Origin of the sequence: Halobium salinum, from assembly GCF_026586625.1 — an archaeon.
Classification (GTDB): domain Archaea; phylum Halobacteriota; class Halobacteria; order Halobacteriales; family Haloferacaceae; genus Halobium; species Halobium salinum.
In genome coordinates, this window is sequence record NZ_JAODIW010000008.1 from 72984 (window position 1) to 86064 (window position 13081).

At 69.7% G+C, this 13081-nt stretch carries 14 protein-coding genes and 1 pseudogene; 5 read left to right on the forward strand and 10 right to left on the reverse strand.

Annotation, left to right across the window (positions count from 1 at the left end; translation table 11 throughout):
- Together N5095_RS12480 and N5095_RS12485 are read left to right on the forward strand one after the other, a co-directional pair.
- A complete protein-coding gene (locus tag N5095_RS12480) occupies positions 1-429 on the forward strand; it encodes an NAD-binding protein (protein ID WP_267623216.1) in 429 nt (142 codons plus the stop codon).
- Positions 426-2609, forward strand: a complete 2184-nt coding sequence (locus N5095_RS12485) for an amino acid permease (RefSeq protein ID WP_267623217.1) — start codon at positions 426-428, stop codon at positions 2607-2609. The genes N5095_RS12480 and N5095_RS12485 overlap by 4 nt, the downstream gene beginning before the upstream one ends.
- Here the strand turns inward: N5095_RS12485 and N5095_RS12490 are convergent.
- Together N5095_RS12490 and thsA are read right to left on the reverse strand one after the other, a co-directional pair.
- A complete protein-coding gene (locus N5095_RS12490; protein WP_267623218.1) occupies positions 2577-3527 on the reverse strand; it encodes an alpha/beta fold hydrolase in 951 nt (316 codons plus the stop codon). The genes N5095_RS12485 and N5095_RS12490 overlap by 33 nt on opposite strands.
- A 190-nt stretch (positions 3528-3717) precedes the next feature.
- Positions 3718-5277, reverse strand: a complete 1560-nt coding sequence (gene thsA, locus N5095_RS12495; RefSeq protein ID WP_267624472.1) for a thermosome subunit alpha — start codon at positions 5275-5277, stop codon at positions 3718-3720.
- 165 nt (positions 5278-5442) lie between these two features.
- On the opposite strand from thsA, the gene N5095_RS12500 reads away from it, so the two are divergent.
- A complete protein-coding gene (locus tag N5095_RS12500; protein WP_267624473.1) occupies positions 5443-6270 on the forward strand; it encodes an amidohydrolase family protein in 828 nt (275 codons plus the stop codon).
- 33 nt (positions 6271-6303) lie between these two features.
- On the opposite strand, the gene N5095_RS12505 is transcribed toward N5095_RS12500, so the two are convergent.
- From N5095_RS12505 to N5095_RS12525, 5 genes and pseudogenes are all read right to left on the reverse strand, one after another.
- Entirely contained in the window at positions 6304-7152 is an 849-nt protein-coding gene (locus N5095_RS12505; protein WP_267624474.1) for a YihY/virulence factor BrkB family protein, read from the reverse strand.
- A gap of 69 nt (positions 7153-7221) precedes the next feature.
- Positions 7222-8256 carry a DUF7972 family membrane protein gene (locus N5095_RS12510; protein ID WP_267623219.1) on the reverse strand — a complete coding sequence of 345 codons (1035 nt, stop codon included), beginning with the start codon at positions 8254-8256 and terminating at the stop codon, positions 7222-7224.
- Between the two features lie 118 nt (positions 8257-8374).
- Positions 8375-8575, reverse strand: a pseudogene (locus N5095_RS22585) (DUF4177 domain-containing protein); the annotation flags it as partial.
- 84 nt (positions 8576-8659) lie between these two features.
- Positions 8660-9619, reverse strand: a complete 960-nt coding sequence (locus N5095_RS12520) for a glycosyltransferase family 2 protein (protein WP_267623220.1) — start codon at positions 9617-9619, stop codon at positions 8660-8662.
- 178 nt (positions 9620-9797) lie between these two features.
- Positions 9798-10070, reverse strand: a complete 273-nt coding sequence (locus tag N5095_RS12525) for a helix-turn-helix domain-containing protein (RefSeq protein ID WP_267623221.1) — start codon at positions 10068-10070, stop codon at positions 9798-9800.
- Positions 10071-10219: 149 nt separating this feature from the next.
- Here N5095_RS12525 and N5095_RS12530 point away from each other — a divergent pair, with 149 nt between their 5' ends.
- Positions 10220-10612 carry a PPOX class F420-dependent oxidoreductase gene (locus N5095_RS12530; RefSeq protein WP_267623222.1) on the forward strand — a complete coding sequence of 131 codons (393 nt, stop codon included), beginning with the start codon at positions 10220-10222 and terminating at the stop codon, positions 10610-10612.
- Positions 10613-10682: 70 nt separating this feature from the next.
- Here the strand turns inward: N5095_RS12530 and N5095_RS12535 are convergent, their stop codons facing one another.
- The gene (locus N5095_RS12535) at positions 10683-10847 is read right to left on the reverse strand and encodes a hypothetical protein (RefSeq protein WP_267623223.1); all 165 of its coding nucleotides are present in this window, start codon (positions 10845-10847) and stop codon (positions 10683-10685) included.
- 106 nt (positions 10848-10953) lie between these two features.
- On the opposite strand from N5095_RS12535, the gene N5095_RS12540 reads away from it, so the two are divergent.
- Positions 10954-11658: a class I SAM-dependent methyltransferase gene (locus tag N5095_RS12540; RefSeq protein WP_267623224.1), complete on the forward strand. Its 705-nt coding sequence runs from the start codon at positions 10954-10956 to the stop codon at positions 11656-11658.
- Between the two features lie 75 nt (positions 11659-11733).
- Here the strand turns inward: N5095_RS12540 and N5095_RS12545 are convergent, their stop codons facing one another.
- Both N5095_RS12545 and N5095_RS12550 read right to left on the reverse strand, forming a co-directional pair.
- Positions 11734-12132, reverse strand: a complete 399-nt coding sequence (locus N5095_RS12545; protein WP_267623225.1) for a TRAM domain-containing protein — start codon at positions 12130-12132, stop codon at positions 11734-11736.
- 163 nt (positions 12133-12295) lie between these two features.
- Entirely contained in the window at positions 12296-13003 is a 708-nt protein-coding gene (locus tag N5095_RS12550; protein ID WP_267623226.1) for a YkgJ family cysteine cluster protein, read from the reverse strand.
- Positions 13004-13081: the final 78 nt, after the last annotated feature.

Below are 13081 nucleotides of genomic sequence, written 5' to 3' on the forward strand. Positions count from 1 at the left end.
ATGAACTGGAGACTGAACCGGACGAGAGGAGAGGAGACCGGACACGAGGCGTCCGACGCCGAGTATCACGTCCTCGGTGGCGGCCCCGTCGGTGCGTCCGTCGCCCGCCGCCTCAGGACGGAGGGGTACGCCGTCAGCGTCGTCGACGAGTCACACGACGGGTCGACGCTCCCCGGACTGCGAGGGGACCCGACGGACGTCGAGACGTTACGGGAAGCGGGGTTGGCGGACGCGTCGACCGCCGTCGTGGCGTCGCGCTGTGACGGCCGCAACCTGCTCATCGCACAGCTCGCTCGCACGCGCTTCGAGGTGCCGGAGGTCGTCGTGCTCGCCAACGTTCCGAACCGCTACGACGCGCTGGCGGCGGCCGGTCACGAGGTCGTCTGTGCGACGAACGTCCTCTCGGGTGCGCTCGCGGAGAGGGTATGAAGGAGCTGGAGCGGGACCTCGGTCTCCCGTCGGTGCTCGCCATCAGCATCGGGGCGATGATCGGGAGCGGCATCTTCATCCTGCCGGCGCTCGCGCTCGAAATCGCCGGGCCGGCCGTCATCGTCGCCTACCTCCTCGCCGGACTCCTCGTGATACCGGCCGCGCTCTCGAAGTCCGAGATGGCGACCGCCATGCCGGAAGCCGGCGGGACGTACATCTACATCGAACGTGGCATGGGACCACTGCTCGGCACCGTCGCCGGCGTCGGGACGTGGTTCTCGCTCTCGTTCAAGGGCGCGCTGGCGCTCGTCGGCGGCGTCCCCTACCTGCTGCTCCTGTTCGACCTGCCGCTGAAGCCGGTCGCGCTGGGGCTGGCCGCGGTGCTCATCCTGGTGAACGTGCTCGGCGCGAAACAGACGGGACGGCTCCAACTCGGCATCGTCGTCGTCATGCTGGCGGCGCTCGGCTGGTTCGCCGCCGGGAGCGCCCCATCCGTCGAGTCGGCCAACTACGTCGGCTTCTTCGATTCGGGCGTCGGCGGGCTGCTGGCCGCGACCGGCCTCGTGTTCGTCTCGTACGCCGGGGTCACCAAGGTCGCGAGCGTCGCCGAGGAGGTCGAGAGCCCCGGGCGGAACATCCCGCTCGGCATCCTCGGGTCGCTCGCGTTCACGACGCTCCTGTACGTGGGCATCGTCGCCGTGCTGGTCGGGACGACGGACCCCGGGAGCGTCGCCGGGTCGCTGACCCCCGTCGCGGTCGCCGCCGAGGCGACCCTCGGGAACGCTGGCGTCGTGGTCATCATCCTCGCGGCCGTGCTCGCGCTCGTATCGACGGCCAACGCCGGCATCCTCTCCTCCTCGCGGTACCCCTTCGCGATGAGCCGCGACCGACTGGTGCCGGAGACGTTCTCGGTCGTCAGCGAGCGCTTCGGAACGCCGGTGTCCGCCATCACGCTCACCGGCGCGGTGCTGCTCGCGCTCATCGCGTTCGTCCCCATCCTGGACATCGCGAAGCTCGCGAGCGCCTTCCAGATCATGGTGTTCGCGATGATCAACGTCGCACTCGTGGCGTTCCGGGAGGGGAGCACCGACTACGACCCCGAGTTCACGTCGCCGCTGTACCCCTGGATGCAGATATTCGGCGCGGTGACCGGCGTCGCCCTGCTGACGCAGATGGGGACCGTCGCCCTCCTCGGCGCCGTCGTCATCACGCTCGGGAGCGTCGCCTGGTACTTCCTCTACGCCCGCTCGCGGGTCCAGCGCGACGGAGCGGCCGCCGACGCGCTTCGCCGCCAGGTGGACCGGAACGCGCTCGCGGACATCGAGTCCGCCGCCGACGCCGACGACGGCGCCCGTCGGACGCTCGTTGCGCTGACAAAGGACGTCGACGAGGCGCGCGAGCGCTCGCTCGTCGCGCTGGCGGCCGACGTCGTCCGCCCGCACGACGGGCAGGTGGTCGCCGTCCGGTTCCAGGAGGTGCCCGACCAGGTGCCGCTCACCGAAAGCGTCACCGTCCAGTCCTCCGCGGACCGTTCCTTCGAGGAGCGGATGGGGACGCTCGGTGCCGAACTCGGCGTCGACATCGAGGCGGACGAAATCGTCAGCCACGACACGAAACACGCGGTCGTCAACTTCGCCGACCATCACGACGTGGGGACGATTCTGGCCGAGCACGAGCCGCTGCGCCTGCGGTCGCGCCTGTTCGGCGACCCGGTGGACTGGATTGTCCGACACGCGCCGTGTGACGTGCTCCTCGTCGACAACCTCGGCTACGACGCTCCCCAACGCGTCGTCCTCTCGGGTGAGAGCGGTCCGCACGCCCCGCTCGCGGTGAGCGTCGCGGAGGCCGTCGCGGACGCTCACGGCGGGAACATCTCGCTGTGGTACCCGGAGGACTCGGACCGGACGGAGCGCTCGGCGCGCGCGACCGACGACTACCGGTCCGAACTCTCGGACCTGCTCTCGGTACCGGTGCAAGTGGAGGCCGTCCGGACCGACGGCGGTCGGCTCTCGCGCCCGGACGTTCTCGTGCGCCGCCGGGAGGACCACGGTCTCCGGAGCGCCCTGTTCGACGAGCGGCCGGCGTTCCCGAGTCCGGGCTGTACCACCGTCACGGTGTACCCGCGGGAGTCCCGCCGACCCCCGCTCTCACGCCGACTGGTCGAGCGACTCGTGTTCTGAGGGCCATCCCTCCGGCGCGGCCTCCGACGGGGACGTCGTCCTCGCGGCGGTCGTCCGCCGGAGGCTGTCGTCGCCGGCCCTCACCCGTTCGGCGTCGCCGTACGTCGGGCGAGCGTCGACTCCCAACCCCCAGTCGACGCTCCGCTCTCCCCGCTCCGCCGTCCACGACGCGATGGCCTCGGCGACCTGGCGGCGCGCTTTCTCGTCCGAGACGGTCCCTCTGTCGTCGACCTGCCCGCCGTAGACGCCGAACTGGGTGTGGTTCATCCCCTCGACGGCGACGAACCGCGCGTCGGCGGGGAGCCGGTCGCGGGCGGCCGCCAGCGCCTCCCGGTTCACGACGGCGTCACGCGTGCCGACGACCGTGAGGGCGTCGAGGTCGGTGTCCCGAAGGTCCACGTCGCAGTACGCGCCGAGCAGGACGACGCCCTCGACTCGGTCGGCCGCTTCGCCGGCGAACCGGCAGGCCATCGCGCCGCCGAGCGAGTGGCCGCCGACGTACCAGCGGTCGACCTCGGGGTGCGCCTCGACGACCGCGCCCGCCGCGTCGGCGTCGAGGACGGCGAGGTGCAGGGGCACGTCGACGAGAAACACCGTGAGCCCCGACGCCGCGGCGACCTCGGCGGCGAGCGGGAGGTAGGCGCGTTTCGGGACGAGCCCACCGGGGTAGAGAATCAGTCCGGCGGTGGCGTCCGAACCGTTCGCGTTGTCCGTGCCGTCGCCGGCGACGCGAACCGTGTACCCGGTGTCGGTTTGGACGACGGTCACGGACGGGTCCTCGACGACGGCGGCGACCGCCCGCTCGTCTACCGGGTGTGGCTGGACGTAAACGGTGCCGACGCTCGCGAGGACGAGCACCAGGACGAGGGCCCAGACGGCCAGTCGTTCGCCGTTTCGGCGGGCCCAGGGTCGGGTCACGGGGTCCGTACCACCGGCGACAGTATGAAGCCCCATCACCGGCCGGGGCCCCGACCCGGGGCCGGACCGTCGGCTCACCAGCCGGTCGGCGGCACGAAGAGAGTCCGGGCGTCGGCGTCCACGGACGCCGCCCCGGGGAAGAGAAGTGTAGGGAGGACCTGGCCCCACCAGGTCCGAGCGACTGACTGGCTTACTCGGCGGCGATGACGTCGTCGATGCGGACGATCATCGTCGCGGCCTCGGTGGCGGACTGGACCGCCTCGCGCTTGACGGCCGCGGGGTCGATGATACCGGCCTCGACGGGGTCGCCGATCTCGCCGGAGCGACCGCCGGAGATGATGCCGGCCACGCCCTCGCGTTCGAACTCGGCGCGGAGGTCGACGAGCGCGTCGATGGGGTCCATCCCCGTGTTCTCGGCGAGCGTGCGGGGCAGAGAGTCCACCGCGTCGGCGAACGCCTCGACGGCGAGCTGCTTGCGGCCCTCGATGCCGGCGGCCTCGGAGCGGATGTGGTCCGAGATGGCGATTTCGGTCGCGCCGGCGCCGGGAACGACGCCGCCCTTGTCGACCGCGGCGATGACCACGTCGACGGCGTCGTTCATCGCGCGCTCCAGTTCGTCGACGACGTGCTCGGTGCCGCCGCGCAGGAACAGCGTGACGGCCTTCGCGGCCTCGCCGCCCTCGACGAAGGTGAGCTCGTCGTCGCCGAACTTCTCGACGCGGACGGTGTCGACGTGGCCGAAGTCGGACTCCTCGACGTCGGAGAGCGAGCCGAGACGCTTCGCGCCGGTCGCGCGGGCGAGTGCCTTCGCGTCCGAGGACTTCACGCTCTTGTACGCCATGATGCCCGCGTCGGCGAGGAAGCCGGCCACGCGGTCGTCGATCTTCTTCGTGCAGAAGACGACGTCGACGCCGGCCTCTTTGAGGGTCTTCGCGTAGCCGCGGAGTTCGCGGTCCTCGGCCTCGATGGCGGCGTTGAGCTGGTCGACGCTGGTGATGTTGTACTCGCTGTCGACCTCACCCTTGCGCACCTCCAGCTTCATGTCGAGGATGGCCACGGTGGCGTCCTCGGCCTTCCGGGGCATGTTGTCGTTGGCGGGCTCCTTGTCGATGAGCACGCCCTCGACCATCTCCGTCGCTGACGACGAGGCGCCGGTGCGGGTGTGGACGTGGATGTCGTCGCGGTCGGCCGTCCCGTTCTCGTCGGCGACGTGACGGACCGCCGAAACGACGTGTTTTGCGAGCGCGTCGGCGGTCACGTCGCCGGTGCCCTTGCCGGTCATCGAGGACTCGGCGACCTTCACCAGGGTCTCGTCGTCCAGGTCGACGTCGAGCACCTGCGCGTCGATGGCCTCGCGGGCGAGGCGAGCGGCCTCGTGGTACCCTTCGACGATGACGGTCGGGTGGAGGTCCTGTTCGAGCAGGTCCTCCGCGCGGGCGAGGAGTTCACCCGTCAGCACGGCCGCGGTCGTCGTACCGTCGCCGACCTCGTCCTCCTGTGTCTCGGCGACTTCGACGATCATCTGGGCGGCCGGATGCTCGATGTCCATCTCCTCGAGAATCGTCGCGCCGTCGTTCGTGATGACGACCTCGCCGGAGGAGTCGACGAGCATCTTGTCCATGCCGCGGGGGCCGAGCGTGGTGCGTACCGCGTTCGCGACGGCCTTCCCCGCTCGGATGTTCGAGTCCTGGGCGGCCTGTCCGTGCGTTCGCTGGCTACCCTCCGCGAGAATGAACATGGGCTGCTGCATCTGTGATGCCATTGTGAGTAAACCTCGATACTCCAGAGGGTAGCGGTTCTACATAAACGTTTCTGGCACTCAGCTACCGAATCGCACGACGGGAGCGGGGTAGATTGCGACTGATTCACACACCCATCGGCAGTTCCTTATAGGATGCTCGGCGACCGGGGTACGATGCTGGAGCTGAACCACGGGTTCCGGGCCGTCGACGTGCACGCCCGGCTGGAGCCCGACGAGCGGGCGGTGGCGGCACAGGGCCGCGACGTGTCGCCCGAGCGACTGGAGCGCGAGATGCACCAGTCGGGGCTCGTCCGGGCGGTCGTCTCGGCGGGCCCGCGGGAGGGTCCCGCGGACTACCTCCGTGCGAACAACGCCGTCGCCCGCCTGTCGGTCGACCGTCCGCTCGTCGCGGTCGCCCGCATCAGCGGGCCGCGCGACCCGACCGGCACCCCCGTGGCGCGCCTGCGCAACCTCGCCGCCTCCCCGAGCGAACACCACACCACCGTCCGCGACGTGGAGCGCTACGGGTACGACGACCGATTCCACGGGTTCGTCCTCGACCCCGCGACCGACGGCCTCCCCGAGACGGACGTCTTGGAGAAACTCGACGACGTGGCCGCCCCGGTGTTCGTCCACGCCGGGCGGGGGTTCCCACCGGCCGCCGTCGCCGAGACCCTCCTCCGCTACGACTTCCCGGTGGTGCTCCGGAGCTTCGGGGGCCACCCGCTCGACCGCGAACTGATGCTCGTCGCCCTCGACCTGCTCTCCGACCACGACCGGCTCTACCTCGACACCAGCGCCGTCCGCTACCGGGGCGTGCTCGAACAGGGGTTGCTCGAACACCCCGACCGCGTCCTCTTCGGCAGCGGCGCCCCCGACGTACACCCGGACGTGGCCGTCATGGAACTGCTCACGCTCGACGTGCCCGAGGACGCGATGCGCAAGGCGTTCTCGAAGAACCCGGCCCGCGTCGTGCCGGCGCTCTCCGGGAGCGAGGAGTAGCGCTCGGGTCGCTCCCGCGCGTCGGGCGGACCCTTACCGGTCAGACCGGTTCCAGCCGGGCACCCGCGGGAACCCGAGACGCTCGGGTGGCGCCTCGACCGGCTCCACGTCGGCCTCGCCGAGGACGACGTTCACCACGACCCCCAGCAGGAGAATCAGCCCGCTGAAGTACAGCCAGATGAGCAACACCAGCACCCCGCCGAGCGCCCCGTAGGCGTCGTACGAGGAGAAGGAGACGTACACCTGGAACGAGGCCTGCAGCACCGACCAGCCGACGGCCGCGGTGACGGCGCCGGGAACTGCCTCGCGCAGCGGGATGTCGACCGGCGGAAACAGGTAGTACACCGGGAAGAACACCGTCGCGAGGCCGAGCGCGACCAGCAGCGGACTCAGCGGACCGAGTAGCTCCCGCGCCGGCAGGAGCGCGAACGCCGCGGCGGCGGCGCTGACGAGGGCGACCGCGGCGACGACCGCCACGAGGCCGACCAGCGCGTCGCGGAGTTGGCGGGGGAGCGGCTCCGGCTCCGTTACCCCGTACAGCTGGTCGAACGCCACGTCGACGCCGCGGAAGATGCGGACCGAACTCCAGAGCAGGACGGCCACGCCGAGGACGGAGCCGCCGGCGCTCTCGGAGGCGTCGACCACCGCGTCGAGGACCAGCGACTGCCCGGCCGGGCTGAGGTACTCCGCGGTGATGCGCAACACGTACTCGGTCAGGAACTCGCCGGCGAACACGCTCGCGAAAACCAGCGCGAGCAGGAGGAGCGGGAGCAACGAGACGAACGCGTGGAAGGCCAAACTGCCGGCGAGAAAGGGGAGGTTCCCCGCCCGCGCCGTCGCGACGATGGTCTTCAGGGTCGACGTGGTCGCCGCGGTATCCATGTCCACCGAACGGACTCCGTAGCCAACACGTTTGTGGCTCGTCAGCCTCCGGTAACGGTCCCTCCTGCGCTACCCGTCCGACTCCCGAAGGATGAGCGGGCCGATAGCGAGCGTCCGCTGGGCGACCGTCGCGATGCGGAGCACGTAGGACGCGAACACGAGGAAGGGGACCAACGAGAAGGTGAACGCGGCGCCGACGACCCACGTCGCGTCCGGCACGCCGAGGGTGACGCCGCCGAACGTCTCGGCACCGACGATGGCCTGCATCGACCCCGCCACCGCCAGCGCCGGTATCGCGGCGTAGAGGATGTACCGCGAGAGGTCGACCAACGCCCACTGGAAGTACAGCGTCTTGATGTGCTCGCGGACCGGCCCGAACATCGTCAACGCCGTCTGGAGCTGGTGGAAGGCGTGCTGCTCGTCCTCGCCGAGTTCGTCGCCGAACGTCTGGGTGAGACGCTCCACCTGGTATATCTTCCAGGAGTAGTTGAAGTTGAGCGCCGCCGTGAGCACCTTGAAGTCGCCGAACTTGGCGTCCTGGAGCTCCTCTTTCACCTCCTCCGCGTTCCCTTCGAGGCTGTCGACGAACTCGTCGACCTGTTCGCGTAGGTCGTCGTCGTTCCCCGCGTCGCCGGCGACGAGTCGCCGCAGCGCCAGCGCCCGCTCGTGGCTCACGTCGACGAGCCGATACAGGAACTCGTTCGGGTCCGACGGCGGCGCCTCGTCGAACAGCTCCGAGGAGTAGGTCCGGAAGTCCATCGCGTCGCTCATGCGCTTTCGCTGGTCGCCCAGCGGGCCGTTCTCCTGTGAGATGACGAGTTGGTTGATGGTGATGACGAGCGTCGTACCGGTGACGATGACCGAGAGCATCGTCGAGAACAGCGTCTCGATGGTGTCGGCGCTTCGAATCTCGGCCTGCAGATTCGGCGCGATGAAGACGCTCACGAGGAGAAAGGCGCCGTAGACGAACAGAGCGAACCCCGCCGCCAGGAGGAGTCGGTTGGCGCCCAGCAGGACCCACATCTTGGCGCGGCTCGCGTCGACCCGCCCGCGCATCGTGTTCTTCGTGCCGACGTCGGAGTCCGACCCCTCGCCGTCACTCATCGGCGCCCTCGCCCGACTCCTCGCACCCATCGTGCTCCGCCGTCCCGCCGTCCTCGGAGCCGCTGTCGTCGGCCTCCTCGGCGTCCTCGGACTGGTCCAGGTCCTCCGCCTCGTCGGGGTCGTCGCCACCTTCTGCGGGACGCCTGAACACGAGGAACTTCGTCCCTCCGCCCACGTAGTCGACCGTCTCGATTAGCTTCCACCCGTCGCTCCCGAGTTCGTTGAACTCCGTCGTCGGGTCGCGGGCCTCCTTCTTCGCCGGTTCGCGTGGCGGGCGGAGCACGCGGTACTCCCACGCCTCGGCGGACTCGTCGCTCATGATGAGAGGAGTGACTCCCGGGGGCGCGTTGAAGATAGTGGCCGGTCACCGAAGCCTGCAGTGCTCCCCTCCCCGCTCCCCCGGCTACCGCCAGTCGTAGCGCGCCACCGCACGGTCGGCGCGCTTCGAGACGCCGTGGGGGTTCCGCGTCGGCGACCGGTCCCGGGCGCGGGCGACGAGTCCGTCGGAGGCGCCCGTGGCGATGCCGGCGGTCACGTCCCGGCCGGTGCCCAGCCACGCGGTCGGGGTGGCGTCGCCGCCGACCACCTCGCGGGCGGTGGTGGCGGCGTCGGAGGCGGCGTGTGAGAGGACCCGCCGGACGACCGTGGGTCGGACGCCGTAGTTCTTCGTCAGGCGGTAGGCGAGCGCCCGGTACTTCCACCCCCAGTCGCGGCCGTCGCCGTCGCCGTTGGTGCCGGTCGCTCCGGCGGCGTGTGCGGGCGAGTCGGGCGGTTCGTGTCCGCCGTCCGCTTCGGCCTCCCGGCGGGCACACAGCTCCCGGCTCCACTGCACGGTCGCGTCCATCCCGGCGAGTCGGTGGGCGGCGTCGCGGGCGCCGCCGGTCTCGAGATACTCGTCGAACCCGTCGAGTTCCCGGAGCGTTCGCTCGCGGAAGGCGACGTTGCCGCCGGTGAAGTAGGTCACCTCGCGGCCGGAGATGGTCCGGCTCTCGGGCTCGTCGGTGGTCATCCCGCCGGTGAGGGTCCGGTGGGTCGGACCGGTGACGACGTCCGCCTCGGCGAGGCCCGCCTCGAGCGCGTCGGTCCAGCCGTCCTCGACCGCGAGGTCGTCGCCGAGGAAGGCGACGGCGTCCCCGGACGCGGCCTCGATGCCGGCGTTGCGCGCGACGTTGATGGTACGGTCGGAGAGTTCGACGAGCACGTCCACGTCGTCGCGCTCGCGCACCATCCCGGTCGTCCCGTCCGCGGAGGGGCCGTTGACGACGACCACTTCCGCGTCGGGCGCCCGCTCGGCCAGGGAGTCGAGGCTGGCCGCGAGTCGGTCCCGCCCGTTGAGCGTCGGGACCACGACCGAGAGCTTCATACCGACCGGAAGTGTGGGCGGCTACTTAAATGAACGTTTCCGGGTCGGCGCGGCTGACGGTGGCGACGACGGGAGTCGGAACGTAGAGACGACGAGGAGAGCAGGAACGGGCGTCGCGCGGGCGGTACGGAACGAACACGAACTCCGGTCGGGACGGCGGGGTGGTCAGTCCGGCCGTCTACGTGTTGAGGAAGTAGACCTGCTTCCGGGCGTCCTTGAAGCTGTAACGGGAGCTGACGAGGTCGGCGTCCTCGAGACGGTTCAGCGCGTAGCGGACGGTGCGGTCGGGCAGCAGCGACTCCTCGGCGAGCTGGCCCTGCGAGAGCGGGGAGTCGCCTTCGAGAACCTTCGCGACGAGCTTCGCGCTGGGGGGAAGCTCGCGGAGCCGGTCGCGGTACTCCTGCGTGCTGAGTAGGTCCTCTGCTGCAACCTCCGCGGTACTGGTGCTCATACTGCACTCCACCCATCTCTCAGTGGTAAAGCTTCGCTACATATGCGGTATACGAATTGGTATGAACCAAGGACCTTATATCAGTATAAGGGCCACGACCGCGGGAACGGTTTAGACGGTGGTGGACGAAGCCGAACCGTGATTCACTCGTGATTCCGGAGTCCCACGCCGACATCCTCGAATCCGAATCGTTCGGTCACCTCTCGACGCTGATGCCCGACGGCTCGCCGCAGGTGACGCCCGTCTGGGTCGACCACGACGACCGCGAGGCCGTCCTCGTCAACACCGCCCGCGGCCGGCAGAAAGAACAGAACATCGAGCGCGACCCCCGTGTCGGCATCTCCGTCTGCGACCCGGCGAACCCCTATCGCTACGTCGCGGTCAGAGGGGAGGCGACGCTGACCGAGGAGGGCGCCGTCGACCACATCGACCGGCTCACGCGTCGGTACATGGACCGCGAGCAGTACCCGCACCACGGCGAGGAGTCGGGCCCGCGGGTCATCGTCCGCATCGAGGCCGAACACGTCACGACGAGCGGCTGAGCGCCGTCGGCCGAACGGAGCCCGAGCGGCCGACGACGCGGGCCGACGGTCGGACGCCGAGACCCGACGCTCAGGCCTCCCGCAGGCGGTCGGTCTCCGGTGCGTCCCCGTGACGACGGTAGCGCCCCAGCAGGCAGTCGCAGTCGGGACAGTGGACCAGCACCACGCCCGGGCGCTCGTGTCGCGTCAGCTCCTCGGCAGTGTGGGTGGCGTCGCAGTGATGGCAGGTGGGCATGCTTGCCATGGTATTCGGTGTCACGGCAGATAAGCCTCGGCGTCGCGCTCGCGACCGCCTGCCTTCCAATACGCCTTTAGTCCCTGGGTGAGCAGGAAGGTGTAGTGTGAAAGGGAAGGAGTGGTACCAGGCCGACGACGTGGCTCAGGAGTACGACGACAAGCGGTTCTCCGACGGTGGCCGCCACATCGACCGCCGCGAGAAGCAGGCCGTCCTCGAGGCGCTCGGGCCCGTGGACGGGCAGCGGGTGCTCGAAATCGCCTGCGGGACCGGCCGGTTTACCGTGATGCTGGCCGAGCACGGCGCCGACGTGGTCGGACTCGACATCTCGGGGGCGATGCTCGCACAGGGCCGCGAGAAGGCCCGACGAGCCGGGGTCCTCGACGCGGTGGAGTTCATGCGTGGCGACGCCGCGCGGCTCCCCTTCCCGGACGACCACTTCGACGCCGTGTTCGCGATGCGCTTCTTCCACCTCGCGGACACCCCGCGGGCGTTCCTCCGCGAGATGGCCCGCGTCTCCAAGGAGATCGTCTTCTTCGACACCTTCAATCGGTTCTCCTCGCGGAGCGTCTACAACTGGCTGCTCCCGATGGGGTCACGGCTGTACGCCCGCTTCGAGGTCGAGGACCTCCTCGGGGACGTGGGACTCCACCTCGTCGGCGAGGCCCACGACTTCGTGCTCCCCTACGGGCTCTACCGCGAGATACCCGACGAAGTCGCCGGGCACCTCCGCGAGATGGACATGGGGCTCCGAGGAAGCGCGCTCGGCGAGAAACTGGCGTCGGTCTCCTACTGGACGGCGAGCGTCTGAGTACGACCGGGTCCACGGTCGGCGGGGCCGTGTTCGGTAAACGCGACGGCTCGAAGACAAAAAATCGTCGCGCGGTCAGACTTCGTCGTCGACGACCTCGCCCACCGCAAAGTTCGACTTCACTTCGGTGACCTCGATCTTCACCTGCTCGCCCACCTCGGCGCCGGGGACGATGATGACGTACCCACGCTCGACCCGGGCGATGCCGTCACCCTGCTTGCCGAGGTCTTCTATTTCGACGTAGCGCAGCTCGCCGATTTCGACCGGCGGCTGGGGACCGTCGGAGGGCGCGCTCCGCTCTTCACCCTCGTCGCTCGACTCCGCCGCCCGAGAGATGAGCGCGACGCGGTACACCTCGCCGGGGTCGACGGAGCCGGTTTCGACCTCGCGTCGAGGGATTTCGACCACGTAGGAGTCGTCTTCCGCACGCACTTCCGCGTTGAACAGACACAGGAGCTTATCCGAGATTTCCACAGTCAAACCTCCGGGTTGCGTGTAACGGGGGGAGTGTAAAGAGGTACCGCCGCCGTCGGTCGGGGACTCCGTCGGATTCGTCGGTGCGATGCCCCCGGAAGCCCCCCGACTGCTCGCCGACGCCTTCCGAAATCCTACCCTGCGGCTGTCCGGCCCGTCGTCGTCAGCGGTTGTCGGGTGCGTCGTCTCCGCGGGACGCACGCTTCAGCGGGGTCCCGTCCTCTCGCTTCGCACCTTCGGAGTCGTGGACGACGATCTCGCCCGGCCCCGTCTCGGTCGGCTCGTAGTTGTCGCGGACTCCGATAGCCTCCTCCAACTCGCGGACTGCGCGCTCTTTGAGCGCCGCCGCCAGTTCCTCGGCGTGCTCCCGGTCGATGTCGCGGCCGAGTCCCTCGCACTCGTGGGCGCGGACCATCCCCGCTTCGTCGACGGCCTCCCCCATCGGCTGGCTCGTCCCGCCGAGCGCGACGCTGAAGGGGTAGGTCTCGCAGATGAGCGGCCGGTCCTCGTGGACCGTGCAGGCGCCCCGTCCGTCGTCGTCCTCGGTGTAGAAGGTACAGTCGCCGCAGGCGTCGGTCTGGAGCGCCCACTCGAACGTCTCCCCCTCGGGACCGTTCTCGCCTTCGGTCAGCCCGTAGGGCATCGGGCGGGCCACGTCACGATAGTCGTAGCCGGTCTTCGACTGAATGTGTCGCACCTCGTCCGGAAACACCGTCGCGGTGTGGGGCTCCTCGTCCCCCTCTTTCGTGGTGGCGCCCTTACAGCAGGCGCCACAGCGGGTGCACTCGAAGCCGATGGACTCGATGGCGTCGGCGAGGTCGGGGACCGAGAGGTCGCGGGCGCGGTCGAGTTCGGCTTCGAGGCTCTCCATGGTCGTCGTCGGGTGCTGAACGGGAAAACGCTGACGAGTCCCCGGCGGGCCGAGCGAGTCGGCGGAGTCGGACCGCTC

Excerpts from the sequence above, each read along its gene's own strand:
- N5095_RS12510 (WP_267623219.1), bottom strand. The coding sequence starts at position 8,256 with ATGAGTGACGGCGAGGGGTCGGACTCCGACGTCGGCACGAAGAACACG.
- N5095_RS12500 (WP_267624473.1), top strand. The coding sequence starts at position 5,443 with ATGCTGGAGCTGAACCACGGGTTCCGGGCCGTCGACGTGCACGCCCGG.
- N5095_RS12505 (WP_267624474.1), bottom strand. The coding sequence starts at position 7,152 with ATGGATACCGCGGCGACCACGTCGACCCTGAAGACCATCGTCGCGACG.
- N5095_RS12525 (WP_267623221.1), bottom strand. The coding sequence starts at position 10,070 with ATGAGCACCAGTACCGCGGAGGTTGCAGCAGAGGACCTACTCAGCACG.
- N5095_RS12550 (WP_267623226.1), bottom strand. The coding sequence starts at position 13,003 with ATGGAGAGCCTCGAAGCCGAACTCGACCGCGCCCGCGACCTCTCGGTC.
- N5095_RS12480 (WP_267623216.1), top strand. The coding sequence starts at position 1 with ATGAACTGGAGACTGAACCGGACGAGAGGAGAGGAGACCGGACACGAG.
- N5095_RS12485 (WP_267623217.1), top strand. The coding sequence starts at position 426 with ATGAAGGAGCTGGAGCGGGACCTCGGTCTCCCGTCGGTGCTCGCCATC.
- thsA (WP_267624472.1), bottom strand. The coding sequence starts at position 5,277 with ATGCAGCAGCCCATGTTCATTCTCGCGGAGGGTAGCCAGCGAACGCAC.
- N5095_RS12535 (WP_267623223.1), bottom strand. The coding sequence starts at position 10,847 with ATGCCCACCTGCCATCACTGCGACGCCACCCACACTGCCGAGGAGCTG.
- N5095_RS12520 (WP_267623220.1), bottom strand. The coding sequence starts at position 9,619 with ATGAAGCTCTCGGTCGTGGTCCCGACGCTCAACGGGCGGGACCGACTC.